Origin of the sequence: Arhodomonas sp. KWT2 (assembly GCF_041949875.1) — a bacterium.
In the GTDB taxonomy this organism is placed as follows: domain Bacteria; phylum Pseudomonadota; class Gammaproteobacteria; order Nitrococcales; family Nitrococcaceae; genus Arhodomonas; species Arhodomonas aquaeolei.
In genome coordinates this window covers 1-23,284 of the sequence record NZ_JBHFPQ010000044.1, presented here as the reverse complement: position 1 = coordinate 23,284, position 23,284 = coordinate 1, and the positions used below count along the sequence as shown (strand labels likewise).

Annotated in this window: 23 protein-coding genes; 20 read left to right on the top strand and 3 right to left on the bottom strand. The window is 67.1% G+C overall.

The genetic code is table 11. From position 1 onward, the window contains the following. Positions 1-448: 448 nt before the first annotated feature. The 7 genes from phnD (at position 449) to ACEZHJ_RS10735 (ending at position 6,808) form a co-directional block, all read left to right on the top strand. Positions 449-1,462 carry a phosphate/phosphite/phosphonate ABC transporter substrate-binding protein gene (gene phnD / locus ACEZHJ_RS10765; protein ID WP_163138966.1) on the top strand — a complete coding sequence of 338 codons (1,014 nt, stop codon included), beginning with the start codon at positions 449-451 and terminating at the stop codon, positions 1,460-1,462. Between the two features lie 64 nt (positions 1,463-1,526). Next, positions 1,527-2,333 (top strand): phosphonate ABC transporter ATP-binding protein, encoded by an 807-nt coding sequence (phnC, locus tag ACEZHJ_RS10760; RefSeq protein ID WP_163138967.1) that lies wholly within the window; start codon positions 1,527-1,529, stop codon positions 2,331-2,333. After that, complete coding sequence (phnE, locus tag ACEZHJ_RS10755; protein WP_018717821.1) at positions 2,330-3,136, top strand: phosphonate ABC transporter, permease protein PhnE; 807 nt, start codon at positions 2,330-2,332, stop codon at positions 3,134-3,136. The genes phnC and phnE (ACEZHJ_RS10755) overlap by 4 nt, the downstream gene beginning before the upstream one ends. Then, on the top strand, positions 3,133-3,951 hold the full coding sequence (gene phnE / locus ACEZHJ_RS10750) for a phosphonate ABC transporter, permease protein PhnE (protein ID WP_205599729.1): 819 nt from the start codon (positions 3,133-3,135) through the stop codon (positions 3,949-3,951). The genes phnE (ACEZHJ_RS10755) and phnE (ACEZHJ_RS10750) overlap by 4 nt, the downstream gene beginning before the upstream one ends. Positions 3,952-4,306: 355 nt before the next feature. Then, on the top strand, positions 4,307-5,764 hold the full coding sequence (locus ACEZHJ_RS10745) for an amidase (protein WP_163138968.1): 1,458 nt from the start codon (positions 4,307-4,309) through the stop codon (positions 5,762-5,764). Then, the gene (locus ACEZHJ_RS10740; RefSeq protein ID WP_163138969.1) at positions 5,749-6,363 is read left to right on the top strand and encodes a TetR/AcrR family transcriptional regulator; all 615 of its coding nucleotides are present in this window, start codon (positions 5,749-5,751) and stop codon (positions 6,361-6,363) included. Before ACEZHJ_RS10745 ends, ACEZHJ_RS10740 begins: the two co-directional genes overlap by 16 nt. A 61-nt stretch (positions 6,364-6,424) precedes the next feature. Then, positions 6,425-6,808, top strand: a complete 384-nt coding sequence (locus tag ACEZHJ_RS10735) for a 1-pyrroline-5-carboxylate dehydrogenase (protein ID WP_163138970.1) — start codon at positions 6,425-6,427, stop codon at positions 6,806-6,808. A gap of 71 nt (positions 6,809-6,879) precedes the next feature. Here ACEZHJ_RS10735 and ACEZHJ_RS10730 read toward each other — a convergent pair whose 3' ends face one another. The 3 genes from ACEZHJ_RS10730 to ACEZHJ_RS10720 all read right to left on the bottom strand — a co-directional run bounded on the left by ACEZHJ_RS10730 (position 6,880) and on the right by ACEZHJ_RS10720 (position 9,387). Next, a complete protein-coding gene (locus ACEZHJ_RS10730) occupies positions 6,880-7,812 on the bottom strand; it encodes a ketopantoate reductase family protein (protein WP_163138971.1) in 933 nt (310 codons plus the stop codon). A gap of 100 nt (positions 7,813-7,912) precedes the next feature. Next, positions 7,913-8,761 (bottom strand): AraC family transcriptional regulator, encoded by an 849-nt coding sequence (locus tag ACEZHJ_RS10725; protein WP_163138972.1) that lies wholly within the window; start codon positions 8,759-8,761, stop codon positions 7,913-7,915. Then, positions 8,758-9,387 (bottom strand): LysE family translocator, encoded by a 630-nt coding sequence (locus ACEZHJ_RS10720; RefSeq protein WP_375036493.1) that lies wholly within the window; start codon positions 9,385-9,387, stop codon positions 8,758-8,760. The genes ACEZHJ_RS10725 and ACEZHJ_RS10720 overlap by 4 nt, the downstream gene beginning before the upstream one ends. Positions 9,388-9,673: 286 nt before the next feature. Between ACEZHJ_RS10720 and ACEZHJ_RS10715 the strand changes: the two genes are divergently transcribed. From ACEZHJ_RS10715 to ACEZHJ_RS10655, 13 genes are all read left to right on the top strand, one after another. After that, on the top strand, positions 9,674-10,528 hold the full coding sequence (locus ACEZHJ_RS10715) for a PhzF family phenazine biosynthesis protein (protein WP_205599730.1): 855 nt from the start codon (positions 9,674-9,676) through the stop codon (positions 10,526-10,528). Positions 10,529-10,667: 139 nt separating this feature from the next. Next, positions 10,668-10,925: a hypothetical protein gene (locus ACEZHJ_RS10710; RefSeq protein ID WP_163138974.1), complete on the top strand. Its 258-nt coding sequence runs from the start codon at positions 10,668-10,670 to the stop codon at positions 10,923-10,925. A 714-nt stretch (positions 10,926-11,639) separates the two neighbouring features. Beyond that, entirely contained in the window at positions 11,640-13,334 is a 1,695-nt protein-coding gene (locus ACEZHJ_RS10705) for a thiamine pyrophosphate-binding protein (protein ID WP_163138975.1), read from the top strand. A 278-nt stretch (positions 13,335-13,612) separates the two neighbouring features. After that, entirely contained in the window at positions 13,613-14,605 is a 993-nt protein-coding gene (locus ACEZHJ_RS10700; protein ID WP_163138976.1) for a hypothetical protein, read from the top strand. 135 nt (positions 14,606-14,740) lie between these two features. Continuing rightward, entirely contained in the window at positions 14,741-15,094 is a 354-nt protein-coding gene (locus ACEZHJ_RS10695; RefSeq protein ID WP_205599731.1) for a GNAT family N-acetyltransferase, read from the top strand. Positions 15,095-15,322: 228 nt separating this feature from the next. Further along, positions 15,323-16,099, top strand: a complete 777-nt coding sequence (locus tag ACEZHJ_RS10690; protein ID WP_018717834.1) for a FadR/GntR family transcriptional regulator — start codon at positions 15,323-15,325, stop codon at positions 16,097-16,099. 78 nt (positions 16,100-16,177) lie between these two features. After that, positions 16,178-17,209 carry a TRAP transporter substrate-binding protein gene (locus tag ACEZHJ_RS10685; protein WP_240466090.1) on the top strand — a complete coding sequence of 344 codons (1,032 nt, stop codon included), beginning with the start codon at positions 16,178-16,180 and terminating at the stop codon, positions 17,207-17,209. An 82-nt stretch (positions 17,210-17,291) separates the two neighbouring features. After that, positions 17,292-17,879, top strand: coding sequence for a TRAP transporter small permease subunit (locus tag ACEZHJ_RS10680; protein ID WP_163138977.1), 588 nt, complete (start codon positions 17,292-17,294; stop codon positions 17,877-17,879). Between the two features lies 1 nt (position 17,880). Continuing rightward, positions 17,881-19,182 (top strand): TRAP transporter large permease subunit, encoded by a 1,302-nt coding sequence (locus tag ACEZHJ_RS10675; protein ID WP_163138978.1) that lies wholly within the window; start codon positions 17,881-17,883, stop codon positions 19,180-19,182. A gap of 45 nt (positions 19,183-19,227) precedes the next feature. After that, complete coding sequence (locus ACEZHJ_RS10670) at positions 19,228-19,758, top strand: gluconokinase (protein ID WP_240466091.1); 531 nt, start codon at positions 19,228-19,230, stop codon at positions 19,756-19,758. A 465-nt stretch (positions 19,759-20,223) separates the two neighbouring features. After that, the gene (locus ACEZHJ_RS10665) at positions 20,224-20,958 is read left to right on the top strand and encodes a hypothetical protein (protein ID WP_163138979.1); all 735 of its coding nucleotides are present in this window, start codon (positions 20,224-20,226) and stop codon (positions 20,956-20,958) included. A 1,113-nt stretch (positions 20,959-22,071) separates the two neighbouring features. Next, on the top strand, positions 22,072-22,338 hold the full coding sequence (locus ACEZHJ_RS10660) for a hypothetical protein (RefSeq protein WP_163138980.1): 267 nt from the start codon (positions 22,072-22,074) through the stop codon (positions 22,336-22,338). Between the two features lie 259 nt (positions 22,339-22,597). Next, positions 22,598-23,143, top strand: coding sequence for a hypothetical protein (locus ACEZHJ_RS10655; protein ID WP_375036492.1), 546 nt, complete (start codon positions 22,598-22,600; stop codon positions 23,141-23,143). Positions 23,144-23,284: the final 141 nt, after the last annotated feature.

The window sequence follows — 23,284 nt, the reverse complement described above, 5'->3', positions numbered from 1 at the left end:
ATACCGGGCGACCGGAGCTCCGCACTACGTCGGGCAGTGCGACGTGAGAACCGCCGCTGGCCAACGCCCTGGCGTCTCACTGACAAACACTGGAACGGTAGGCCCACGCCCGGGCGCGTGTCGCGCTGTGCGAGGCGCGCGGGGATTTTCACGCGCTACTTTGTGTCTCCGCGCGTGGGGGGCTCCCCTTACCACCCCACCTACGGGGTATTGCGTTTTTGTGTGCGGTGCGGGGTTGTCGGGTGGGGGGGTAACCAGGTGATCTGGCGTTGCTGCTGTTTGTGTATTCGCGGCACCGGCCCCGTTCGATCCCCGTTCCTTTGATATCCCCGGGCGGTGACGCCCTGAAATATCCGTGTCCCAATCACGTCATCCGGCCGTCACACCTCGGACGCGTGTTCTCCCTAGACTGTGGCTCGGTTGAGCCCAACGCAAGGGAGCTAAGACGATGTCGACCAAGCGGAATAACAAGGGAATCACGGCCCGGGTGCTCACGGCGGTGCTCGGGGGGGCGCTGCTGATGTCCGGCTTCTCGGCCGCTCAGGCGCAGTCGATGGAGTGCAGTCACCGGGGCGATCTCGCCGAGCGCTACTGCGATGAGGACCGCGATCTGGTCGCGGACCTGCCGATGGACGAGTCGGAGTGGCAGGACCCGGACACGCTGTTCTTCTCCTACGTCCCAGTCGAGGACCCGGCGGTGTACGCTGACGTCTTCAAGCCGTTCATCAAGCACCTGGAAGAGGTGACGGGCAAGGACGTGCGCTACTTCTCCGCGCAGTCCTACGCCGCGCAGATCGAGGCGCTGCGCAGTGGGCGGCTGCAGGTGGCGGGCCTGTCCACCGGCTCGGTGCCCTTCGGCGTGAACATCGGCGGTTTCGTGCCGTTCACGATCATGGGCACGGAGGACGGTGAATACGGCTACCGCATGCAGGTGATCACGCGCCGCGACAGCGGCATCAAGAACCTGGACGACCTGCGCGGCAAGACCGTCGCCCACACCGAGCAGGCCTCGAACTCCGGTAACCAGGCGCCGCGTGCGCTGCTCGCGGAGCGGGGCATCGTCCCCGGCGAGGACTACGAGGTGGTCTACTCCGGCGGGCATGACCGCAGCATCCTCGGTGTCGCCAACGGCGACTACGCGGCGGCGCCGGTGGCCTCCTCGGTGCTGGACCGCATGGCGGACCGTGGCGTCGTGGACCGCGACAAGCTGCGGGTGATCTTCGAGACGGAGTCGTTCCCGACCACCGCGTTCGGTACCGCCCACAACCTGAACCCGAAGCTGGCGCTGCTGATCCGCAAGGCGTTCTTCACCTTCGATTTCGAGGGCAACAGCGTGGGTGAGGAGTTCTCCGACGCGGACCGCTTCATCCCGATCACCTACCGTCAGCACTGGAAAGACATCCGCACCATCCAGCAGGCGAACGGCGTGGAGTACACCCAGGAAGGGCTCTCCGAGGAGTAATGCCCGGTCCGCCCGCCCCGGTGGTCGCCGGGGCGGGCCGCCCCTCCGGCAGGAGCCCGCCGCGATGCTCGAGATCGATAACCTCACCAAGACCTACGCCGACGGCCTGCAGGCTCTGCGCGGATGCAGCCTCACCGTGCCCGGTGCGGAGGTCGTGGCCGTCATCGGCCCGTCCGGGGCCGGCAAGAGTACGTTCATCCGCTGTATCAACCGCCTGGTGACGCCCACCGGCGGCAGCATCCGGCTCGACGGCACCGAGCTCACCGCCCTCGGCGAGCGTGGCCTGCGCGGTGTCCGCCGGCACATCGGCATGATCTTTCAGGAGTACAACCTGATCGAGCGGCTGACCGTGATGGAGAACGTGCTCGCGGGGCGGCTCGGCGCCGTGTCCTTCATGCAGGCGTTGCTGCGGCGTTTCCCCCAGGCGGACGTGGACCGCGCCTTCGAGCTGCTCGCCCGGGTGGGGCTGGAGGGCTACGAGAACAGCCGAGCGGACGCGCTCTCCGGCGGGCAGCGCCAGCGCGTGGGGATCGCCCGCGCCCTCATGCAGGAGCCGCGGCTGCTGCTGGTGGACGAGCCCACGTCATCGCTGGACCCGAAGGTGGCGCGTTCGATCCTGGCGCTGATCTGCGAGCTCGCGAGCGAGCTCGGGATCCCGGCGCTGATCAATATCCACGACGTCGGCCTCGCGCTGCGGTTCGCACGCCGGGTGATCGGGCTCTCCGCGGGGGAGATCGTCTTCGACGGGGCACCGGTGGAGGTCGACGAGGCGGCGCTGTCACGCATCTACGGTGCGGATGACTGGCGGGACGCTTTCCGCCAGGAGGGCGAGGAGGATCGCCACGTCGCCGGCGAGGGGATGGCATCGTGAGCGCGCCCGCCACCGTCTCCCCGCGCCGCTGGCGGCGGCCACCGGTGATCGCCACGCCGTGGCTGCGCTGGGTGGCCGTTGCCGGCGTGATCGCCTATCTTGCCTTCGCGGTGGTGGACCTGGAGTTCGACTACGCCCGCTTCGTGCGCGGCGTGCCCCGGGGCGTGGACATGGTGGTGTCCATGTTCCCGCCGGACTTCAGCCGCTGGGACCTGCTCCTGGGTGGCCTGCTGGAGAGCCTGCAGATGGCCTTCTTCGCCACCGCGATCGGGGTGGTGGTGAGCATCCCCATCGCCGTCGGGGCCGCGGCGAACGTCGCGCCTAAGTGGCTGTATGCCGTCTGCCGGGGCTATATCGGGGTGTCGCGCACCTTCCCGGAGGTGCTCATCGCGATCTTCTTCGTGAAGGCCTTCGGCTTCGGCGCCTTCGCCGGCGTGCTGACGCTGGTGATCGCCTCCACCGGGTTCGTGGGCAAGCTCCTCGCCGAGGAGATCGAGGCCATCGACCCGGGCCAGGTGGAGGCCATGCGCGCCACCGGCGCGGGGCCGCTCGGGGTGCTGCTCTTCGGTGTCGCCCCGCAGGTGATGCCGCGCTACATCGGTCTCGTGATCTACCGGCTCGACATCAACCTGCGCGAATCCACGATCCTCGGCATCGTCGGTGCCGGCGGCATCGGCGCGGTGCTCTACAACTCCTTCGCCCGCTACGAGTACGACTTCTCGCTCGCCATCCTGCTCGCGATCATCGCGGTGGTGCTGGTGGCGGAGTGGTTCAGCGGGTTCGTACGGGCGCGCACCAAATGAGCACGATGATCCGGGAAGGCGCCGCCCCCATGCCGCGCCCATGGCACCGCTACAGCCCCCGGGAACGCCTGGCGCGCTTCGCCGCGTGGCTCGTGGCCGTCGCCGTCATCGCCTGGTCGGCGACCACGCTGGATATCTACTGGCCGTTCGTGCTGGACGCCCCGGAGCAGGTCGCGGACCTCGCCGGGCGCATGGTGCCGCCGGACTGGCCGTTCTTTCTCCAGATCATCGACCCGATGGTCGAGACCCTCAACATCGCCACCCTGGGGACGATCCTCGGTGCGGTGCTGTCGGTGCCCGTGGCGTTGATGGCCGCGCAGAACACCACCCCGAATCAGACGACGCTGTGGCTGGCGCGGGTGATCGTGGTGGGCTCGCGTTCGGTGAACGAGCTGGTCTGGGCGCTGATCTTCGCGGTGGTTTTCGGGCCCGGCGCCACCGCCGGCATGGTGGCCATCGGCGTGTCCTCCGTGGGCTTCATCAGCAAGCTCATCGCCGAGGGCATCGAGGAGATCGACGACGGCCAGGTGGACGCCATCAACGCCACCGGCGCGGGTCGCGGCCAGGTGCTGATCTACGGCGTGCTGCCCCAGGTCATGCCCACCATCATCGGGGTGCTGACCTTCCGCTGGGACATCAACATCCGCCAGTCGTCGATCATCGGCCTGGTGGGCGCCGGCGGCATCGGCATCACGCTCAGCAACCAGATGGACAGCTTCGCCTGGGACAACGTCAGCGTGATCCTCATCGCCATCTTCGCCGTGGTGATGGCGAGCGAGTGGGTGTCCGCCGCGCTGCGCCGGCGGGTGACGTAGTGACCCGGCCCGTGAGAGGGCGTGCGCCGTGCAGCTGTTTCACGCTTGTGTCGTTCGGTGCCGTTATCACCGGCGGCCGGGGCGGGTGACTGGCCCCGGCCGCCATGTACAGCCTCCATCGTGTTTGGCGCGGGTGTTCGCCGAACGACGAAGGCGGGCCCCGTTCCATCCACCTGATGCGCGATCCTGCAGGCCTAAGCGGTGTGGCGGGGGGTTCCCGCCTGTAGTGGCCGGGAAGGGGCGGGGACAGGTGCAGGGATAGAGAACGCAGGTATCAGTTTGCCCGCCACGGGCTTTGAAACTATGATAAAAAGCGAATCCGTTATTCGCTATACAAGGCAGGGAGGCAAGCATCATGGCAGCGGAAGGCACGGCGCGCCCCGGTGGTGACGGGTTCGCTGATCTGGACGCTACTGCGCAGGCGCGGCTGGTCCACGGCGGTGACGTCTCCCCGCTCGAACTGGTGGATGCGGCCATAGGCCGTATCGAGCGGCTCGATCCGCTGATCAACGCCGTCGCCGCCGCCGATTTCGAGCGGGCCCGGGACCAGGCGGGGCGTGTGGACACATCCGGCCCGTTCGCGGGCGTGCCGACGCTGGTGAAGGACCTGCTTGCCTATCCGCATCTGCCGCTCGGGATGGGGGCGCGGCTGTTCGAGGGGCAGGTTGCGCCGGCGGGGTCGGCGTACACGCAGGCACTGGATGCGAGCGGGCTGATCGTGCTCGGGAAATCCACCACGTCCGAGTTCGGGCTGCTGGGGACGACCGAAACACTCGCGTGCGGCGTGACCCGCAATCCCTGGGACCTCGAGCGCTCGCCGGGTGGGTCGTCCGGCGGTGCGGTGGCCGCCGTCGCCTCCGGGATGGTCCCCGTCGCCCACGCCTCCGACGGGGGCGGCTCGATTCGAGGGCCCGCGTCGTTCTGCGGCCTGTTCGGGTTCAAGCCCGGCCGGGGGCGGCACCGGTCCACGGGGCAGCCCGGGGGCTCGCCCTTCACGGCGATGATCAGTGAGCACTGCGTCTCCCGCAGCGTGCGGGACAGCGCCACCTGGCTGGCCGCTACCGAGCGGAACGATCCTGCCGCCCCGTTCGCTCCCGTCGGCCGGGTGACGGAACCGTCGCGCCGGCGGCTGCGTATCGGCCTGTATCAGCGCACCGCTTTCGGCGAACTGCCCGACCCGGAGGTGGCAGGGGCGCTGGCCGAAACGGGCCGGCTGTGCGAATCCCTGGGGCATGAGGTAGTGGTGACGCCGGGGCCACAGTACGACGCCCGGGCGGCCAGCGATGCGTTCTTCACGTTCGCCGCATTGACGATCGGTGCGGCCTGCGAGCAGATACGCGCGGCCATGGGTCCGGCGTTCGACGAGGAGCGGCTGGAACCGTACACGCGCGAGCTCATCCGGTACGCGGGCCGTCTCCCGGAGGCGGCGGGGACGGACGCGGCGGCTGCACTCGAGGCCGCCGCGGGCGCGGCCGATCGCTGTATGGCCGGATTCGACGTGCTCCTCTCGCCCACGGTGGCCTTCCCGGCGTTTCCGCTCGGGCGTCACGGCGGTGCGGAGCCTTTCCAGCAGGCTGCCGCTTTTACCGAGGCGCTGGCCGGCTACACGGCGATCGCCTCCATTGCCGGTTGGCCCGCCATGTCGGTGCCGCTACACGTCTCGCCCCGGGGCCTGCCGGTCGGTGCCCATTTTGCCGCGCCGCAGGGTGAGGAGGCGCGCCTCCTGGGCCTGGCGCTGGAGCTGGAACAGGCAGCACCCTGGGAAGACCGACTGCCGGTGGATATGAGCGCGGGCCAATGTCTCAGCAGCTGAAGCCCGCCGTGAGGGCCCGCATCCTCGCCGCCGCGGCCGATGCCTTTGCGCAGCGCGGTTACGCCGCCGCGCGGCTCGCCGACATCGCCGGGGAGGCCGGCGTGTCCACGGGCAACCTCTACCGCTACTATCCGAACAAGGAGGCGCTGTTTGCGGCGGTGGTCCCGCGTTCCGTCGCTGCGCGGTTTCTCCGCCTGATGCGGGCACGCGTCCGCGAGCTCGCGACGCGCAGCGACTGGCGTGCCGCCACGGCCGCCGGCTCGTCGAAGGCGGACGCCCTGCTGGATTTCTGGATCCGCCAACGCCTTCCGGTGGTTATCCTTCTGACCGGCGCCCAGGGCTCGCCGCTCGCCCACGTGCGCGCGCTGGTGGTCTCGGAGCTTGCGCGGCTCTCGGACGAATACGCGGTGACGCGGCTCGGGGATAATGCCGGCGAACGGGTGCCGCGCGTGGTCCTGGTACAGCTATTCTCCGGCACGGTGGACATGATCGCGGCGATCCTGCGAGAGCACGCCGACGACGCTACGATCCGGGCCGCCTTCCAGGCCTTCTGGCGCTATCAGCTCGCCGGCCTGGACGCCCTGCTCAGGGACGGTTAGAACGGTGGCACTACGTGATTTCACCGGACTCGGGCCGGGCGCATCAGGGAGGAACGTCTGAATGTTACGGACACTGCTGGCCCGCGATGTCTACGTGCAGGTCTACCCGAACCGCTTCGTGCTCAAGCGCCTCGAGGCCGGCGCCCGGCCGGTGACGCTCGAGGCCGACGAGCCGTTTACCACGGAGCGCCTGCTGGTCGGGCAGTTTTCCATTGCCGAGCGCCTGCTCAGACAGGGGCTGAAGGCGGTCTTTCCCGCGCGCTGGTTGTCGCCCGGCCCGGTCGTGGTGGTCCATCCCATGGAGAAAGTGGAAGGCGGCCTGTCGGAGGTGGAAGACCGGCTGTTCCGGGAGCTGGCGGCCGGGGCTGGGGCGCGCAGGGTGGTCGTCTGGACCGGGCACGAGCTCTCGGAGGCCGAGGCGAAGGCGCGGGCCGCCGACGCGTAGTCGCCCGCCTGGCGCGGTGTTTCGCGTCCCGGGGCGGGGCATGCGCCCCAAGCCCCGTTCCGGCGCCGTGCTCACCGGCGCGTGATCCCGGACTTCGCCGCGACCATGTCCCCGAGCACCCGGACCGTTCTGACGTCCTCCGGCGGTTCCAGGCCCGCCGCGAGGCGGGCGATCTCCAGGTTGAGGTAGCCGATCTCCGTTTCCCGGTTCGCGCGGATGTCCTGCAGCGTGGAGATGAGCTGGCCGTCGGAGCCCTGGCTGATGCGCATCAGCTGCGCCATCAGCTCGTGCTGCTCGAAGGGGATGCCGAGCCGTGCGGCGACGGCGCGGGATTCCGCCACCACCGTCTCCGCGATCCGCGCCGCCTGTTCGTCCCGGTGGAAGATGCCGTTGTCCACGTCCAGCAGCGGGCAGATGGAGTTGAAGGCCGCGTTGATGATGGCCTTCTTCCACGCCTCGCGCTGGATCGCGTCCGTGGCGCGAAAGCGGAAACGGGGCGTGGACAGCGCCTGGACGATGGCGGCCGTCTCCGCTGCGTTCCCGCCGGCCCTGCCCACGGGCGACTCGGCGACCTCGCGGAACCGGTAGGTGTGCTCACCGAGGGTCTGGCCGGTGGCGTAGAGGACGCAGCGGTACACGGTGGTGAAGCCTGCATCGGTAAACGGACGTTCCACGCCGAGGCCGTTCTGCATCACGACCAGCGGCATGTCGCCGAAGCGTTGCCACAGCTCCTGCGCGACGGCCCCGTTCGCCGTGGCCTTGATCGCGACGGCGAGGATGCCCGGCTCGGGGTCCCGTATGGCGGACAGGGGGATGGCGCGGACCCGGGCCTCGATCGGCCCGCCGTCCTCCGGCTCGACCGTGACGGCGATGTCGTCCTCCGGCCGGTCGCGGGCGCTCGTGCGCACGGCGAGGGCGGGGCGGCCCTGCGCGGACAGCAAGGCCGCCAGCGGCATGCCGATCGCGCCGGCGCCGACGACGTAGACGGGGGTGGTGGCGTCCATCGATGTGCTCCCTGTTGGCGGTGTGCCGCGACGGCCGATGAACCCGCCTGACCTGGCGGCAGGCCGTGGTGTCGGACGATGACTGGGCGGAGCGGCCCCGCTATGGCGCCGCGTTAACCGCCTGTCGGGGCGTGTGCCCGGCCTTGCCCTCGATGAGCCGGCGCCAGCGGCCGGGGCTGATGCCGTAGGCCTCGGAGAACTGGCGTGTCATATGGCTCTGGTCGGCGAAGCCCGCCTCGATCGCGGCGTCCGATAGGGCGGCGCCGGAGCGCAGGCGCTGTTTCACGCGCTCGAGGCGGCGCATGGTGAGATACCGGTACGGGCTGGTGCCGAACAGCGTGCGGAAGTCACGGGACAGCCGCCAGCGGTCCCGCCCGCTGGCGGCCTCGAGCTCGGCGAGGGTGACGGCCCGCCCTTGCGCGGCGTCCAGGAACTCCCGCGCGCGCTGGGCGGCGGGGTAGTCGAAGCCGTGCCGGTCCGGTCGCTGGCCGGCGTGCGCGCTCAGCGCCATGGCGAGGTCGAAGAGGCCGTCGTCCTCCTCGAAGTCCTCCGGCGGATTGTCGACGTGGCGCAGCAGCCGGGCGACGCAGGCGCCGAGCCGGCGGTCCCGGGTGATGCCGCCGGGGATGTAGGGCAGGGCGCGGCCGCCGAGCATGTCCTGAATGATGGCCGGCGGGATGTAGATCATCCGGTAGCGGAAGCCGCCCTCACTGCCCGCGTGGCCGTCGTGCAGCTCGTCCGGGTGGAGCACGATGGTCCGCCCGGGCACGCTGTGGCGGTGCTCGCCGCGGTAGTGGAAGCTCTGCACGCCGGACAGGGTCATGCCGATGGCGTAGGTGTCGTGGCGGTGCGGCTCGTAGGCATGGCCGCCGAAATAGGCCTCCAGCCGCTCGATGCGGGCATTCTGCGAGTGGACGAACCAGTCGCGGTCGCTGGTGCTTTGCGTCATGACGGGCCCCCGGGGGTGGCCACGAAGAAGTCGTATATGATCGAGCATGCCACCACCACCAGCATGAGCGCCATTGCCCGGTTGAAACGGCGGAAGTAACGCTCAGCCCGGATCCGCCGGCCGGCCAGCGCGCCGAGGAGGGCATAGCTCGCCGGCGCACCGACGGCGCCGAGGGAAATCAGCCCGGCGGAGAGCGTGACGTCGATGCCGGTGATCTGCGCGGCGGGGAACATCAGCGTCGTCACCGGCAGGATCACCACGAACCCCTTCGGGTTCAGGATCTGCAGGAAGTAGCCCTCCCGGAACCGCAGCCGCGAGCGCGGGTCCCGCCCGGGCTGCTCGACGGACACCTCCGCGACGAACAGCCGGTATGCCAGATACAGGATGTAGCCGCTGCCCACCGCGGCGAGGTAGGGCAGCACCGCCTGGCGCACCAGCGCCTCGCCGGCGTAGCCCAGCACCAGGAACGCGCTGAACATGCCGGCGCCGACCCCGACGCAGTAGCCCGCCAGGGTCCAGCCGTTGCCTCGCAGCCCGCCGTTCAGGGCGAGGATGTTCACCGGCCCGGGCGAGTACATGACGCAGAAGGCGTACAGCGCGATCTCCACCGTTCCACTCCGCAGCATTCGATCGGATACCGCCCGATAGTGCGCGCACGCGGCGCGGCGGTATTGAACGATCTTGCAGGGGCCGTGGGTTCGTCGCGTCGCTCCTGGCGTCGGTGTGTCGCGCCGTGCCGAGGGGGTATAGAGTGCCTGTTGTCGATGGGCTGCTGGCCCCGCGGCGCGTGAATACGACGCTCCGCGCCTGCCGGCGGGAATGCGATAACAGCCGACGCCCGGTGAGGCGATTCGTGGCGCGGGCCCCACCGGGATGCAGGGGCCGGCGATTACCGGGTCAGGTGGGTGAGGAATGATGCTGCGACGTTTTCAACAGGTCGATGTCTTCGGTGCCCGGCCGTTTGCCGGTAACCCGCTCGCGGTCGTGCTGGATGCGGAGGGCCTCTCCACCGGGGAGATGCAGGACTTCACGCGCTGGATGAATCTCTCCGAGACGGCGTTCATCCTGCCGCCGACGACGGACGAGGCGGACTACCGCGTCCGCATCTTCACGCTCTCCCACGAGCTCCCCTTCGCCGGGCACCCGACGCTGGGCAGCTGCCACGCGTGGCTGGCGGCCGGCGGCGAGCCGCGGGACCCCGGCCGGATCGTCCAGGAGTGCGGCGCCGGCCTCGTGCCGATCCGCCGGGAGGCGGGCCGGCTGGCGTTCGCGGCACCGCCGCTGGTGCGCTCGGGGCCGGTCGACGAGGCGCGGGTCGCCGCGTTCGCCGGCGTGCTCGGGATCGGTCGCGAGGAGATCGTCGATGTCCGGTGGGTGGACAACGGGCCCGGCTGGGTCGGGATCCTGCTCGCCGATGCGGACGCCGTCCTGGCCGTTGAGCCGGATTTCGGACGCTACTCCGGCGAGGACGAGCTCGATATCGGCCTCGTGGGCCTGTACCCCGAGGGCTCGGAGTGCGCCGTCGAGGTGCGTGCGCTCTTCAACGACGCCCACGGCGCGATGATCGAGGACCCGGTGACCGGCAGCCTCAACGCCTCCCTCGCCCAGTGGCTGCTCGGCGCCGGCCGCCTGGGCGCACCCTACGTTGCGAGCCAGGGCACGCGGCTCGGCCGCAGCGGCCGGGTATTCATCGATCGGGGTGCCGGGGACACGGTCTGGGTAGGCGGTGCCACCGCCACCTGCATCAGCGGGACGGTCGAGCTGTAGCGGCCGGCGAGACCCGGGAGGGCGATACGGGTAGACTGCGCAAACCGGGGCGGCCCCGTCCCGGTGACGGGATGTTCCCATCATCGTTCCGGCGGCGTGCGGCCGTTGGACAAACCAGCGACACAGGCAGGGAGGCGGAATGCTGGACCGACTGTTCATGAAGTATCTGAGCCGAACGGGGGTGTGGTGCTACTGGGTGGGGCAGATCGCCCTCGATATCATCCTCCTCGGCTACCTGTTCGGGATCGCCGGGTACTCGTTCGACGACGAGAGTGTCCGGACGACGCTGATCGTCGGCGTGCTTGGTGTGGCGGTCGTTTGGGGCGGAGTCTGCCTGGTGTTCTGGCGCAGGCAGGACGAGCCAGAAAGGGAAACGGCGTCCACCGGGGATAGCTGATGCACCGCCCGGTGTAGCGAGCCGGGCGGGACGGTCATGCAGGGGGCCGTGCCCTGAAGCGGCCCGCCTGCCTGGAGCGGCGCCGTCGGCGTGTGAGACACCGCCAGGTGTCCCCCGCGCCCGGTGCCGTTCCGAGTCGTGCGGTGAGTGCCGGGTGGGTCCCTGCCATGGCACATTCGTACCAGTGACATACACTTGAGTGACCCGCCGGGCGGGCCGGTTTCCCGCCCACCATGCTGCATGCGCACACAGCCCGGCGGACTCTCGGGCAAATATCCGGATGGACTGGCCATGTCGTGCCGGTGTTTTCTCCGTAGCCTGATTCCCAGGCCAACCGTTGGTTGTGCCTCTCCTCTTTAATCTGGTCGCTTCACGAAACCCATTTGGAGCGAGTGCGCGGGGCGCCGGGCGCAGGCCACCGGCTTACTGCCCGCCCCCCGCGCCGGCCTTTTTCGCCGCGGGTCTTGCAAGGCAGGTCTCGGGCGGCTCCGCCTGTGACCTTGCCCGCACCTGGCGATGACCGGCCTGGATAGGGTCGCGATCATCCACTTCCTCGCCGTGCAACCGTTTCCGCGTCAAGATGGTGACTAAGGCGTTCGGTAGCGGTGTGACGCAGAACGAGGGATTCCTGGCAGCGCACCCGCCGATACCGGGGCCCGCCTACGTGCGCTAGCTTCAGCGTAGTGCACGTTCGATTCTTGGAGGAGAGCGGGTATGGGAGAGGTAACCCGGCGTAATGGCGGCCAGGTCCTGGTGGATGCCCTGCGCATCCACGGCACGGACACGGTGTTCTGCGTGCCCGGCGAGAGCTTTCTGCCCGTGCTGGACGCCCTGCACGGGGTGCGGGACGAGGTCCGCCTGGTCGTCTGCCGCCAGGAGGGCGGTGCCGCGCACATGGCCGAGGCCTACGGCAAGCTCACCGGGCGGCCCGGCATCTGCTTCGCGACCCGCGGCCCGGGCGCGTCCAACGCCAGTATCGGGGTCCACACCGCGGCCCAGGACTCCACGCCGATGGTGCTGTTCATCGGCCAGGTGGGCACGGAGGCGCTGGAGCGCGAGGCCTGGCAGGAGGTCGACTTCCGGCGGATGTTCGGCGGCATGGCCAAGTGGGCCACGCAGATCGAGCGTGCCGACCGGGTCCCCGAGGTCGTGGCGCGGGCGTTCCAGACCGCGGTCTCGGGGCGGCCGGGCCCGGTGGTGGTGGCGCTGCCGGAGGACGTCCTGTTCGACGAGGTCGAGGTTGCGGACACCCGCCGCTACTCGCCGGTGCAGGCCCATCCCGGCACGGCGGACCTGGATCGGCTGCGCGCGCTGCTCGCCGACGCGGAGCGGCCCTTCGTGCTCCTGGGCGGCGGGGGCTGGGACGCCGGGGCCTGCGAGCGTATCCGCGCCTTCATCGAGGCGGCGGACCTGCCGGTGGGCTGCACCTTCCGGCGCCAGGACCTGCTCGACAATCACCACCCCAACTACGTCGGCGACATCGGCCTCGGGATCAACCCGGACCTGGCGCACCGGATCCGCGAGGCGGACCTGGTCCTGGCCATCGGTCCGCGCCTGGGCGAGACCACGACCAGCGGCTACACCCTGATCGAGTCGCCGACCCCGCGGCAGACGCTGGTGCACGTCCACGCCGACCCGGAGGAGCTGGGGCGTGTCTACCAGGCGGAGCTGATGATCAACGCCGGCATGCGGGAGTTCGCCGAGGTGGCGGAGCGGGCCGTGCCGCCGGGCGCCGGCGGGCGCTGGGCGGCGTGGACCGAGGCCGCGCGCGAGGACTACCGCCGGGAGATCCGCCACGCGGCCATGCCCGGTCCGCTGGACCTCGGCGAGGTCATGGCGCACCTGCGCGAGACCCTGCCCCGGGACACCATCGTCACCAACGGTGCCGGCAACTACACGCTCTGGGTGCACCGCTTCTACCGCTACGGCGGCTTCCGCACCCAGCTCGCGCCCACCAGCGGGGCGATGGGCTACGGCGTGCCCGCCGCGCTGGCGGCGAAGCTCGTCCACCCCGAGCGCGAGGCCGTGTGCTTCGCCGGTGACGGCTGCTTCCTGATGAACGGTCAGGAGCTGGCCACCGCCGTGCAGTACGGCCTGGACGTGCTGTTCATCGTCATCAACAACGGCATGTACGGCAGCATCCGCATGCACCAGGAGAAGCGATACCCCGGCCACGTGCACGGCACCGCCCTGGCGAATCCGGACTTCGTCGCCCTGGCCAACGCCTACGGTGTCCATGCCGAGGCGGTGGCGCAGACCGACGCGTTCGCCGCGGCGCTCGAACGGGCGCGTGCCGTCGAGGGGCCGGCCCTGCTGGAGCTGCGCATCGACGCCGAGGCCATCACCCCGCGCACCACCCTGAGCGCGCTCCGCGACCGTGCCATGGCGTCCCGGAGCGGTGGGGCATGAGCGGCACGGCCACCGGGCACGATGCCGGCGCCCCGGGCGTCGAGTCGAACTGCGAGGAGGTACTACCCGAGGGCAGACGCGCTGCGGCCGGCCCGGGCTCAATGTCGGCAACAGCGTAACACCCGCCCCCGTTCCGGGCCTGTCTCCCGCCGGTCTCCCGAACACCGTATGATGCGGAAAAACCGCAGCCCCCGGAGCGGCGAACCGCCGAGAGGGCATGTACGGTTATCTCGAAACGGTGGCCACGGCGCCGTCACGTGTGAACAGGGAAGGTGGGTATGGGGTTCGTTGTGGTGCTCTCGGTGGTGATGTCCATCGGCAATATGGTGCCGGCTTACCTGTACAGCCCGGAGACCGCGGTGCCGCCGGTCCCGGATCGGGGCCGGGAGGAGCGGCCGGTCCGGGAGGAGCGCGAACCCTGCGGTTTCGAGGGGTTGCGTCTGCCCGGCGATGTGGCCGTCTACGCCGCCGGCGGCTACGCCGGCCGGGACGCCGGCTTCCAGATCGACCAGAGCGGGCATGAGGCCACGCGGTTCGACGTGACCGTCAACAGCCGTACCCGGCCGGTGGTGCTGATGCTCGGTGCCTACGAGCCGACGATCTGGAATCTGGAATGGACCGAGGGCACGCGGATCCTGGCGGTCTTCGCCTCCGGTTACCACAGGCAGGTGGTCGCGGGCCTCGGCGACGAGGTTCCCCTGCTTGTCAGCACGCACGGGAACCGCGGCCGTTGCGGCTATTTTTACGTCCGCGACGCGGGCAATCCGGAGCTGAACCCGATGGCCCGGACCCTGTTCGACAGGCCGGTGGCGCTGGTGTACCCGGGTGACAGCGCCGGGCGGATCGTGGTCGGGGAGACGGTCTCCCCCGGGCAGCGGTTGATCACCTCGCCCCGGACGACGCCGGAATCGTTCAGGGATCCGGACGCGCCGCTGGCCGGGGAGGCCGGACTCGAGGCCGCGGTGTCCCGGGGGGTTATCCGTCCTGCCACGGATGCCGATGCCGCGCGGTGGGTGGCGGCCGTGGCCGCGAACTCGCCGGAGCGCGATGTCCCGCCCGTGGCGGGGAAGGGCGTGCCGCGGCCGCCCCGTCCCCGGCTGCACAATGCCTACGTCGTCATGAAGGATTTCACCTATCCTTCGGGCCTGTACGGGGCCAACGCGGCGACGTTCTTCATCGAGCGTGGCGTGCCGGAGCCCGCGGGCGACCCGGGCCACTCGGCCGTCTACGACTTCAACACGCTCGACTGTCACGGCGCGTTGTGCCGATAGTCACGCGCATGCAGCAGGGGCCGGCGGATGATCGGTATACGCGCTGCGACGATGGACGACGCTGACGCCGTTACCGCCTGCGTCCATGCCGCCTATCGACACTATGTGCCGCGGCTTGGGTGCCGGCCCGGTCCCATGGATGACGGCTACCGCGCGGCGATTGCCGCGCACGATGTGTTCGTCGCCGTGGCGGACGACGTGGTCGCCGGGGTGCTGGTGCTCGTCGCCGAGCCTCACGCCTGCCTTCTGGACAATGTCGCGGTCGATCCGGGTATGCAGGGCCGTGGCATAGGCCGCCGGCTGCTCGCCTGGGCGGAACAGTGGGCCCGTGAGCGCGGGTACGCCGCCATCCGGCTCTACACCCACGAGCGCATGACGGAGAATCAGGCCCTTTACGCCCGCCTTGGCTACGCGACGTATCGGCATCGGACGGAGAACGGGCTGGCCCGCGTGTACATGTGCAAGCGCCTGGATTCCTCCGGGCCCTGATCCCCACACCGCCGGAATCCCCGAGCCGGTCAGGGCTGGTCGTATGACACGGCCACGCCTGCCCGGGCGAATCCCGGAAATGTCTCATCCCACCGCCCGTCGGTTCCTGGTCCGGGGGGCCGCCGGCCCGTCGACGGTTATCCCCGGTATCGGCACGAGGTATCAGACATGCTTTGCATAAATGTCAGACATGATCTACGTTAGGTCAGATCAACGGAGGAGAGCGCGATGACCCCGAAGGGCCGGAACACGGGTCGGGATCTGGGCAGACAGCTTGCGGAGTCGCTGGCGGCGGACCTGTTCGCCGGGCGTTACCGTCCGGGTGATTTTCTGCCCAAGGAAACCGAGCTCTGCGAGCTGTTCGACATGAGCCGGGCGTCGGTACGCAGCGGCCTGCAGCTGCTGCAGTCGCTCGGGATCATTGCCCGTACCGCCGGTCAGGGGACGCGGGTGGAGGAGTTCCGCGACTGGAACATCCTCGATCCGGTGGTCATGGGCTGGATGGCCGAGCACGCCGTCCCCAACCCGGAGTTCCTGCGCGAGATCTACGAGTTCCGTCACGCGGTCGAGCCGTTCGTTGCCATGACGGCGGCATCCAGGGCCACGGCCCGGGACCTGGTGGCCATGGAGGAGGCCTTCGCCGGCATGGAGGCGGCGGTCGAGTCCGGTGGGCTGCAGCACGACGGCGAGGCGTTCAGTGATAACGACATCGCCTTTCACGCCGCGATCTACCGGGCCACGCACAACCTGGTGTGGTCCCAGCTCGCCACCATCCTGAGACCGTCCATCCTGCTCGTCATCCGCAAGAGCAACGACACCGCCGACGAGCTCCGCGACAGCCTCAACCGCCACCGCCATCTCATGGAGTGCATCCGCCTGCGCCAGCCCGAGGCCGCCCGGGAGGCCGCACAGCACGTGCTGCACCGGACCGGACAGGACCTCGGTGTCGACGGGGTGGAGGCGGCGGCGCAAGACCCGTCCGCCGCCGGCCGTGGGGCCGGCTGAGTTCCGATGCCGCCCGTTCGGGCGCGATATCACTGCCGCCCAGGCGGCAGATAAGAGAGCCAATGTGAGGAGGAGACAATGACTATGCCCAATATCACCAGGCGGATCGCCGCGGCCGCGGTGACCCTCGGCCTCGCGTTCGCCACGCAGGCCGCGCTGGCCGCCAAGTACGAATGGACCTTCCAGACCTCCGAGACCGCCGGAGAGCCCCAGTTCGAGATCAAGAAGGCGTGGGCGGAGAAGGTCGAGACCATGTCCCAGGGGCGGATCGAGATCGAGATCCTGCCCACCGGTGCCGTGGTGCCCTCCGACCAGACGCTGGACGCCGTGTCCACCGGCATCCTGCAGGGCCACCTGACCGACCCCAGCTACTTCACGGGCCTCAACCCCGCCTTCGGCATGATCGGCAATCTGGTCGGTGCCTGGAGCGATCCCATGGACTTCCTGGAGTACATGAAGGAGGGCGGCGGCGAGGAGATCTACAACAAGCTGGTCGAGCCCTACGGCGTGCACCTGATCGGCGCCGGGGTGACGGGCCTGGAGTCCCTGCCCTCCAAGCGCCCGATCCGCAAGGTCTCCGATCTGGAGGGCCTGAAGATCCGCGCCCCCCAGGGCATGGTGTACAACGTCTTCGAGCGTGCCGGCGCCACGCCGGTGAACCTGCCCGGCTCGGAGGTCTACACCTCGCTGCAGAAGGGCGTGATCGACGCTGCCGACTACACGGTGTTCGCCACCAACCAGTCCCAGGGGCTGCACGAGTTCGCGCCTTACCCGAACTATCCCGGCTTCCATTCGCTGCCGATGGTGGCGGTGTCCATCAACAAGGAGATCTGGGACGGCCTGCCCGACGATCTGCAGACGATCCTCAAGACCTCCGTCGACGCGATGGCCTACGAGATGGCGTTCAAGCTCAAGGAGCGTGACCTCGAGGCGGTGAAGAAGGCGCGCAACGACCCGGACGTGCACGTCATCGACATGTCCGACGAGGAGCGTGCCAAGTTCCGCCAGATCGCGCAGAAGGAGTGGAAGGTCTGGGCGAAGAAGAACGAGCTGTGCCAGCAGGTCTACGACACCGCGGTCGCCTTCCTCAAGGACCGTCACCTGATGTGAATCCGTGGACACGGCGGGGGGCCGGCCGGCACCCCGCCGTGACGTCTTTTGCGGCCCGGGCGGCCGCGGAGGAGAGCCTTCCATGACAGTGGAATCCGAGGACACCGGGGAAGACCCCCGGGGGTCGTTCGACGACGCCGTCGGCGCACGCACGCGGCTGGACCGGTTCATCAACCGGGGCGCGAAGGGGGTCGCCTGGCTCGTCTTCGCCGCCATGGCCATCAGCGTCTACGAAGTGTTCATGCGCTACGTGCTGCATTCCCCGACGTCCTGGGTGCACGAGACGACGGTGTTCCTGGTGGCCATCACGTTCGCCCTCGGCGGGCCGGTGGCCCTGGCCCGGGACCGCCACATCCGGGTGCGGCTGCTCTACGACGCGGCGGGACCGCGGCTGCGCTACGTCCTCGACGTGTTCAACGACGCGGTCACGCTGCTGTTCTGCCTGGCCATGACCTACGCCGCCTACGTGATGTTCTGGCGTGCCAGTCACGGCCCGACGGGCGAGTGGCACCTGGAGCGTTCGGGCACGAGCTGGAACCCGCCGTTCCCCGCCCTGACCAAGGGCATCATCATGGTGGCGGTGGGCATCATGTGCCTGCAGGCCGTGCTCCACCTCGTCCAGTCGCTGCGCGGGCAGCGCAGCGACGGGCAGCCGGCGGAGGGGCACTGACATGGATATCGCCACGGGAACCTACCTGCTGGTCGCGGCGATCTTCGCGCTGCTGATTACCGGCCTGCCCCTTGCCTTCATCACCGGGCTCGTCGCCCTGATCTTCACCCTGGGCTGGTTCGGGCCCGACGCGCTGCCGCTGGTCACGGCGCGGGTGTACGGCTTCATCACCGAGTATTCGCTGGTGGCCGTGCCCATGTTCGTGTTCATGGCCTCGCTGCTGGATAGATCCGGCATCGCCGAGGACCTGTTCAACTCCATGCGGGTGTTCGCCGGGCGGCTGCGTGGCGGCGTGGCGGTGCAGACCATCATCGTCGCGTTCTTCCTCGCGGCGATGTCCGGCATCATCGGCGGCGAGATCGTGCTGCTCGGTATCCTGGCGCTGCCGCAGATGCTGCGCCTCGGCTATGACCGGCGGATCTCCATCGGGGTGGTCTGCGCCGGCGGCTCGCTGGGGACCATGATGCCGCCGTCCATCGTGCTCATCATCTACGGGCTGATGGCCAGCGTATCCATCGCGGACCTCTTCGTCGCCGCGATCACGCCGGCGGCGATCCTCATGATCTCCTACATCGCCTACGTGCTGATCCGCTGCTCGCTCAACCGGGACATGGCGCCGGACCCGGGCGTGCCGGACACGGAGGAGCCGCTGAGCAAAGGGCAGGCCCTGCGCGGCATCCTCTCGCCGGTGGCGATCGCCTTCATGGTGCTGGGCACGATCTACACCGGCATCGCCTCGGTGACCGAGGCCTCCGCCATGGGCGTGTTCGCCGTGCTGGTGACCATCGCGCTGCGCGGCGAGATCAGGTTCCGCCTGCTCCAGGTCAGCCTGATCCAGACCATCAACACCTGCGGGATGATCGTGTGGATCGGCCTGGGGGCGGCAACGCTGGTGGGCGTGTACAACCTCATGGGCGGCGACCGCTTCGTGCACGCCGCGATCATGGGCCTGGACGCCGAACCCATCGTGATCATCCTCGTGATGATGGCCATCCTCGCCGTGCTCGGCCTGTTCATGGACTGGATCGGTATCGCCATGCTCACGCTGCCGATCTTCGTGCCCATCGTGGAGGCCCTCGATTACAGCCCGATCTGGTTCGGTGTGCTGTTCGCCATCAACATGCAGGTCTCCTTCCTGAGCCCGCCGTTCGGGCCCGCGGCGTTCTATCTCAAGGGGGTGGCGCCGCCGGAGATCAGCCTCAAGGACATCTTCGTCTCCCTGGTGCCCTTTATCGGCATACAGATCCTGGTACTGGCGCTGATGCTGATCTCGCCGGAGCTGTCGATGTGGATGCTGCGGTAGGGCAGCCGGTCGAGGGGGCCGGCGGGACGAGACAGGACGGAAAAGGTGGAACGGGGAATCGTGGAAAATCGTGGAACGGCGACGGTCGCCGTCGTTTTCGGGGTATCGGGCTGTGGCAAGACGGAGATCGGTCAGCGCGTGGCGAGGGCGTGTGGCTGGACGTTCATCGATGCGGACGACCTGCACACACCGGAGAACATCCGCAAGATGCAGGCGGGGGAGCCGCTGTGCGACAGCGATCGCTGGCCGTGGCTGGCGATCCTGCGGGAGCGCATCGAGGCCGAGCTCGCCGCCGGCCGCTCCGCCGTTCTCGCCTGTTCGGCACTGAAACAGATCTATCGTGACCGCCTGACCGTGGACCCGAAGCGCGTCCGCTTTTTCTACCTCAAGACCCCGTCCGCCGTGCTGGAGCGGCGGCTGCAGGGCCGCCGCGGGCATTTCTTCGATCCCGGACTGCTCTACAGCCAGCTACAGACGCTGGAGGAGCCGGCAGCGAGCGCGATCGTCATCGACGCCTCCGTCGACCGGGAGGCGGTCACGGCCGCCATCCGGGCCAGGCTGACGGAAGCGGGATAGGCCCGGCGGCGGCGCGCACTGCTGCCGGAGGCGGGGCCACGCTGCCGCATATCCTCTCCGTCAGCCGACCTGGCGGCCGTTGCGGCACAGAGCGGACGAGGCCCGGCAATCGTCGTCCAGTTTTCCCTCCCGGTAATCCGGGTCGGTCACGACTGCCGGGTAACCGGGCTGGCATTTCCCCTGTCCGGACTATTGCGGATTGCGCTGCGGTGGGACAGGATCGATCCAAAGGACTGACGTGACGTCGTATCCGGCCGTTACGCCTGGAACAGGATCGAGAAAGGAGATCTCGACCGTGATACCCCGCTCCCGGCATTCAACCCCGACGCCCAGAGGATTCCACCCGGCATATTGGCCGTACGGTGCGCTGATATATCGCACTCCGAGCCCGTGTGAACGTCAGCGCGCTCTGGCGCGGGCACGATCATTGTGACGACGTTCGCCCGCTAAGCGGACAGGTGTCCCATGCGTGCCCGTATTGCTTTCGTGCTGGCGGTCATGGCGTCGCTGGCTTTCGTGTTCAGCCTGTTTTCCCTGCTCGGGTGGGCCGTTCTCGCGTACAGCATAGCGTCCGGCAATACGTTTGCCGCCTTCAGCGCGAAATATGCGCCTCACCTGCTGGAAGAGATCTCCCGATTCGAGTTGAACCTGATCGCGGTGCGGGAGTATGTCATCCTGATTGGCGGTGTCATCGGCTGGCTCGCCTTCCTTGCACTGCCCCGTTTCTCCGACAGGCCGTTTCGTGAGCTGCCGAGGTTGCTGCTCGTGGCATGTCTGGTCGGCGTGGTCGCGGCGCTTGCGATACCGGGGCGTCTCTCCTTCAAACTCGCTCCCATAGCGACAGTCGTGCTGATTCTCGTGCGTTGCATGATGGTACGGAAGGGCGTTCCGGGCGAGGAGGGCAGGGAGGGGGAAGGTGGCGACGGTATAGCCGCTGCCAAGGAGAAAGTGAAGGGGTTCGTGGTCTTTTCGATCCTCGCGGTCATTGTCCTGGCGGTGGCATACCTTTTCGATATTTCGCCGTCCGCCGTCGAGGATGCATTCGTTTTTGTCGTGATCGCGCTGGGGGCGGTGGTCGTCGGGGTTGGCGTTTACTATCGGTATAAGGGGTGGAAAATGGAGAAGGAGGCCGAAAAAAACCGGCAGCAGATCGAAAGGATAGGGCGCCTCCTGAAGCGCTTTGATGATTCCGCTGAATGATTCTCACGCGTCCCCCCCGAAGTTCCCGTTTCCGTGTTTTCCACCGCGTCCGCGGTGATTTTGTCTTTCCCTGGGGATGCGGGGGCGGGTTCTTCGGTCCGTGCCCTTAACGGCCTTTTGGATCCGGTATAAATTGTCCGATGGTAGCCCCTGATCTGGCAGGTTTGGAGGCGTTGTCCAGTAGTTCCCCGGTTGGCTGCGGCAACCTCGGTTTGCGCTTGGTTGGACATCAGGAACCACATACTGATTTTAGCACATTTCATAGGAATTGGAGGATTATAGAATACGATCGCATCTTGCGCATGCCGTTCCCGAGGGATAAGCTGGCCAACAACAGGTTATTTGGCTTATCTTTGATCCCATTGGATGGGCTAATAAAGATAGGGAGGTCCAAGAGATGACATTCCATTCGAATCCGCTGTCGGCCCCCGTTATTCGGGAAATCGTCGTTTGCGTACGATGATCCGTTAGTACTGGCGAATTAGATCTGTCGTATTTTACTTTCTTGCCCAGTGTCTCATCCGCTACTTGGGCGCGGCTCGCATGTAATAGATTATGTATCTTTGGTGCGATTCGTTTGGGTTCGGGTGACGTTTAGGCCCATAAATACAGCGGTGACGATTGTTTCTTGGTCGCTATATTTGGGGTTGAGCCGGGGTTTGGGATCTGCTCTTTCTTTGACTGCATGGAGATTTAGTCATGTCACTTACCCAGGCTCAGGAGAACGTTAGGGATGAGATTGTTGCGTACGGCAGGGAGCGAGGGTTTTCGAAAAAGCAGATACAAATAGCAGTGAACGTCGCATTCATCGAGTCTTCACTGGGACAGTCTTTGAGTAATCCGGATTCTACCGCACCGGGTCTCTTTCAGTACCTGGATGACTCTTGGGAAACGTATCATGGTGATTTGGGCGAGAAGAATAGTCAGGGAAACCAGCTGAGGGCGTTTTAAGAAGACTTGGTTACGTACTCCGATTGGTATTCCGATCCCGGTACTAACGGAAACATACCTTCTGGCATTTCGCTGGGGGAGTATGTCTACACCAAGCATCATGATGTTCGGGGGTACAGCGATTTTTACAATGCCCCTGGTAAGACAATATATGGCAGTGTCATGGATGACGATGCACTCAATCTCCTTGATGTCGGAATGCCCCCTGGTGAAGGTGAAGGAGAGGCGGGCCACTTGTGTGTCGACCCTTATTCATATATCGGGGATGGTTCAGCCATGGACGCGGAACCTGTCGGGTGTATAAAACTGAGGGAAGAAGGGGACTTTACCAGTGTGTATATTGATTATGCGCTGAAAGCGCAGCTGAACGATACCGAAAGGCGTAATATTGTGGATGCCGATCCGGCCGGGGCCTTCTATATATATTAATGTTCTTCGGCCTTATTGGGAAAGCGTTCTCCGTAATGCGGTGTTGATCCCGTTGCGGGATTTTCGGAATGCACTGCGGTCCACTGCGTTGAGTCCCATCGGATTTGGTCGTTTCTCGATGCAGTGTGCCGCTGATTGGAAATATCTAGGAGTATGTCCTGATGTTCTGTTTGGCATTCCGGAAAACGCCTGATGGATAGACACCTGGAGTGCGTTATTATGAATCGAACACTGTATATCACTGCCGAGGTGGGATGCGATGATCCGCAATAATATAACACCGCCATGTTTTTTGGGCCCTGATGGTCGAAAAGCGGATTCCGGTTTTTGTCATTCGTGGTTTCTGAGAGTGATGAAATGTCTTTTTGTTCTGCTTGTTGCCGGCATGGCCTCTGGGGTTTGGGGTCAATCAATTGATAAGAAAAAGGATTACCAGGAATTCCAGTGCGGAGATGCAAGGGTCTTTGTGGAAGGTTGGGGCAGGTTTGAGAATGCCAGGGCACTCGTGACCGTCAGTAACAGGGGTAGGGATACGAAGTTATGGCTTCACAGCGTCGATTTCATAGGCGGTGAGTGCTGGATGGACTCATCGAATAGAAGGGAGATCGTCATACAGGCATATTGCGGAGGGTCGGGTTGCGGAAAAAAAAGTTTTGGGATTATAGAACCGGATACGCTCAGGATTTCGCTCGTCCCGGTGATAAGCGCCGGCGGTCGCCAGAATGTTGATGCGGCCGAGGAGATCCTGGGCAAGGACATAGAGGGGGTTTCTGAAGTGATCAACTGGGCGAATATTAGGGAATAAGTGTAGGGTCTCGGATGATTGCATCTCGCCGAGGAGTTATCCTCTGTGGTTGGCCCGAGAGGTGCTGAGCACACTAGCCGAGGAGGCCCGGCGCTGAACATTCGACTGCACGCGAACGCCACGACGACCCCGAAGACCCGG

Excerpts from the sequence above, each read along its gene's own strand:
- ACEZHJ_RS10655 (WP_375036492.1), top strand. The coding sequence starts at position 22,598 with ATGATCCGCAATAATATAACACCGCCATGTTTTTTGGGCCCTGATGGT.
- ACEZHJ_RS10690 (WP_018717834.1), top strand. The coding sequence starts at position 15,323 with ATGACCCCGAAGGGCCGGAACACGGGTCGGGATCTGGGCAGACAGCTT.
- ACEZHJ_RS10715 (WP_205599730.1), top strand. The coding sequence starts at position 9,674 with ATGATGCTGCGACGTTTTCAACAGGTCGATGTCTTCGGTGCCCGGCCG.
- ACEZHJ_RS10695 (WP_205599731.1), top strand. The coding sequence starts at position 14,741 with ATGGATGACGGCTACCGCGCGGCGATTGCCGCGCACGATGTGTTCGTC.
- ACEZHJ_RS10735 (WP_163138970.1), top strand. The coding sequence starts at position 6,425 with ATGTTACGGACACTGCTGGCCCGCGATGTCTACGTGCAGGTCTACCCG.
- ACEZHJ_RS10680 (WP_163138977.1), top strand. The coding sequence starts at position 17,292 with ATGACAGTGGAATCCGAGGACACCGGGGAAGACCCCCGGGGGTCGTTC.
- phnC (WP_163138967.1), top strand. The coding sequence starts at position 1,527 with ATGCTCGAGATCGATAACCTCACCAAGACCTACGCCGACGGCCTGCAG.
- ACEZHJ_RS10725 (WP_163138972.1), bottom strand. The coding sequence starts at position 8,761 with ATGACGCAAAGCACCAGCGACCGCGACTGGTTCGTCCACTCGCAGAAT.
- ACEZHJ_RS10705 (WP_163138975.1), top strand. The coding sequence starts at position 11,640 with ATGGGAGAGGTAACCCGGCGTAATGGCGGCCAGGTCCTGGTGGATGCC.
- phnE (WP_205599729.1), top strand. The coding sequence starts at position 3,133 with ATGAGCACGATGATCCGGGAAGGCGCCGCCCCCATGCCGCGCCCATGG.
- ACEZHJ_RS10745 (WP_163138968.1), top strand. The coding sequence starts at position 4,307 with ATGGCAGCGGAAGGCACGGCGCGCCCCGGTGGTGACGGGTTCGCTGAT.
- ACEZHJ_RS10660 (WP_163138980.1), top strand. The coding sequence starts at position 22,072 with ATGGATGACGATGCACTCAATCTCCTTGATGTCGGAATGCCCCCTGGT.
- ACEZHJ_RS10720 (WP_375036493.1), bottom strand. The coding sequence starts at position 9,387 with ATGCTGCGGAGTGGAACGGTGGAGATCGCGCTGTACGCCTTCTGCGTC.
- ACEZHJ_RS10700 (WP_163138976.1), top strand. The coding sequence starts at position 13,613 with ATGGGGTTCGTTGTGGTGCTCTCGGTGGTGATGTCCATCGGCAATATG.
- ACEZHJ_RS10675 (WP_163138978.1), top strand. The coding sequence starts at position 17,881 with ATGGATATCGCCACGGGAACCTACCTGCTGGTCGCGGCGATCTTCGCG.
- ACEZHJ_RS10710 (WP_163138974.1), top strand. The coding sequence starts at position 10,668 with ATGCTGGACCGACTGTTCATGAAGTATCTGAGCCGAACGGGGGTGTGG.
- ACEZHJ_RS10740 (WP_163138969.1), top strand. The coding sequence starts at position 5,749 with ATGTCTCAGCAGCTGAAGCCCGCCGTGAGGGCCCGCATCCTCGCCGCC.
- ACEZHJ_RS10730 (WP_163138971.1), bottom strand. The coding sequence starts at position 7,812 with ATGGACGCCACCACCCCCGTCTACGTCGTCGGCGCCGGCGCGATCGGC.
- phnD (WP_163138966.1), top strand. The coding sequence starts at position 449 with ATGTCGACCAAGCGGAATAACAAGGGAATCACGGCCCGGGTGCTCACG.
- ACEZHJ_RS10665 (WP_163138979.1), top strand. The coding sequence starts at position 20,224 with ATGCGTGCCCGTATTGCTTTCGTGCTGGCGGTCATGGCGTCGCTGGCT.
- ACEZHJ_RS10685 (WP_240466090.1), top strand. The coding sequence starts at position 16,178 with ATGACTATGCCCAATATCACCAGGCGGATCGCCGCGGCCGCGGTGACC.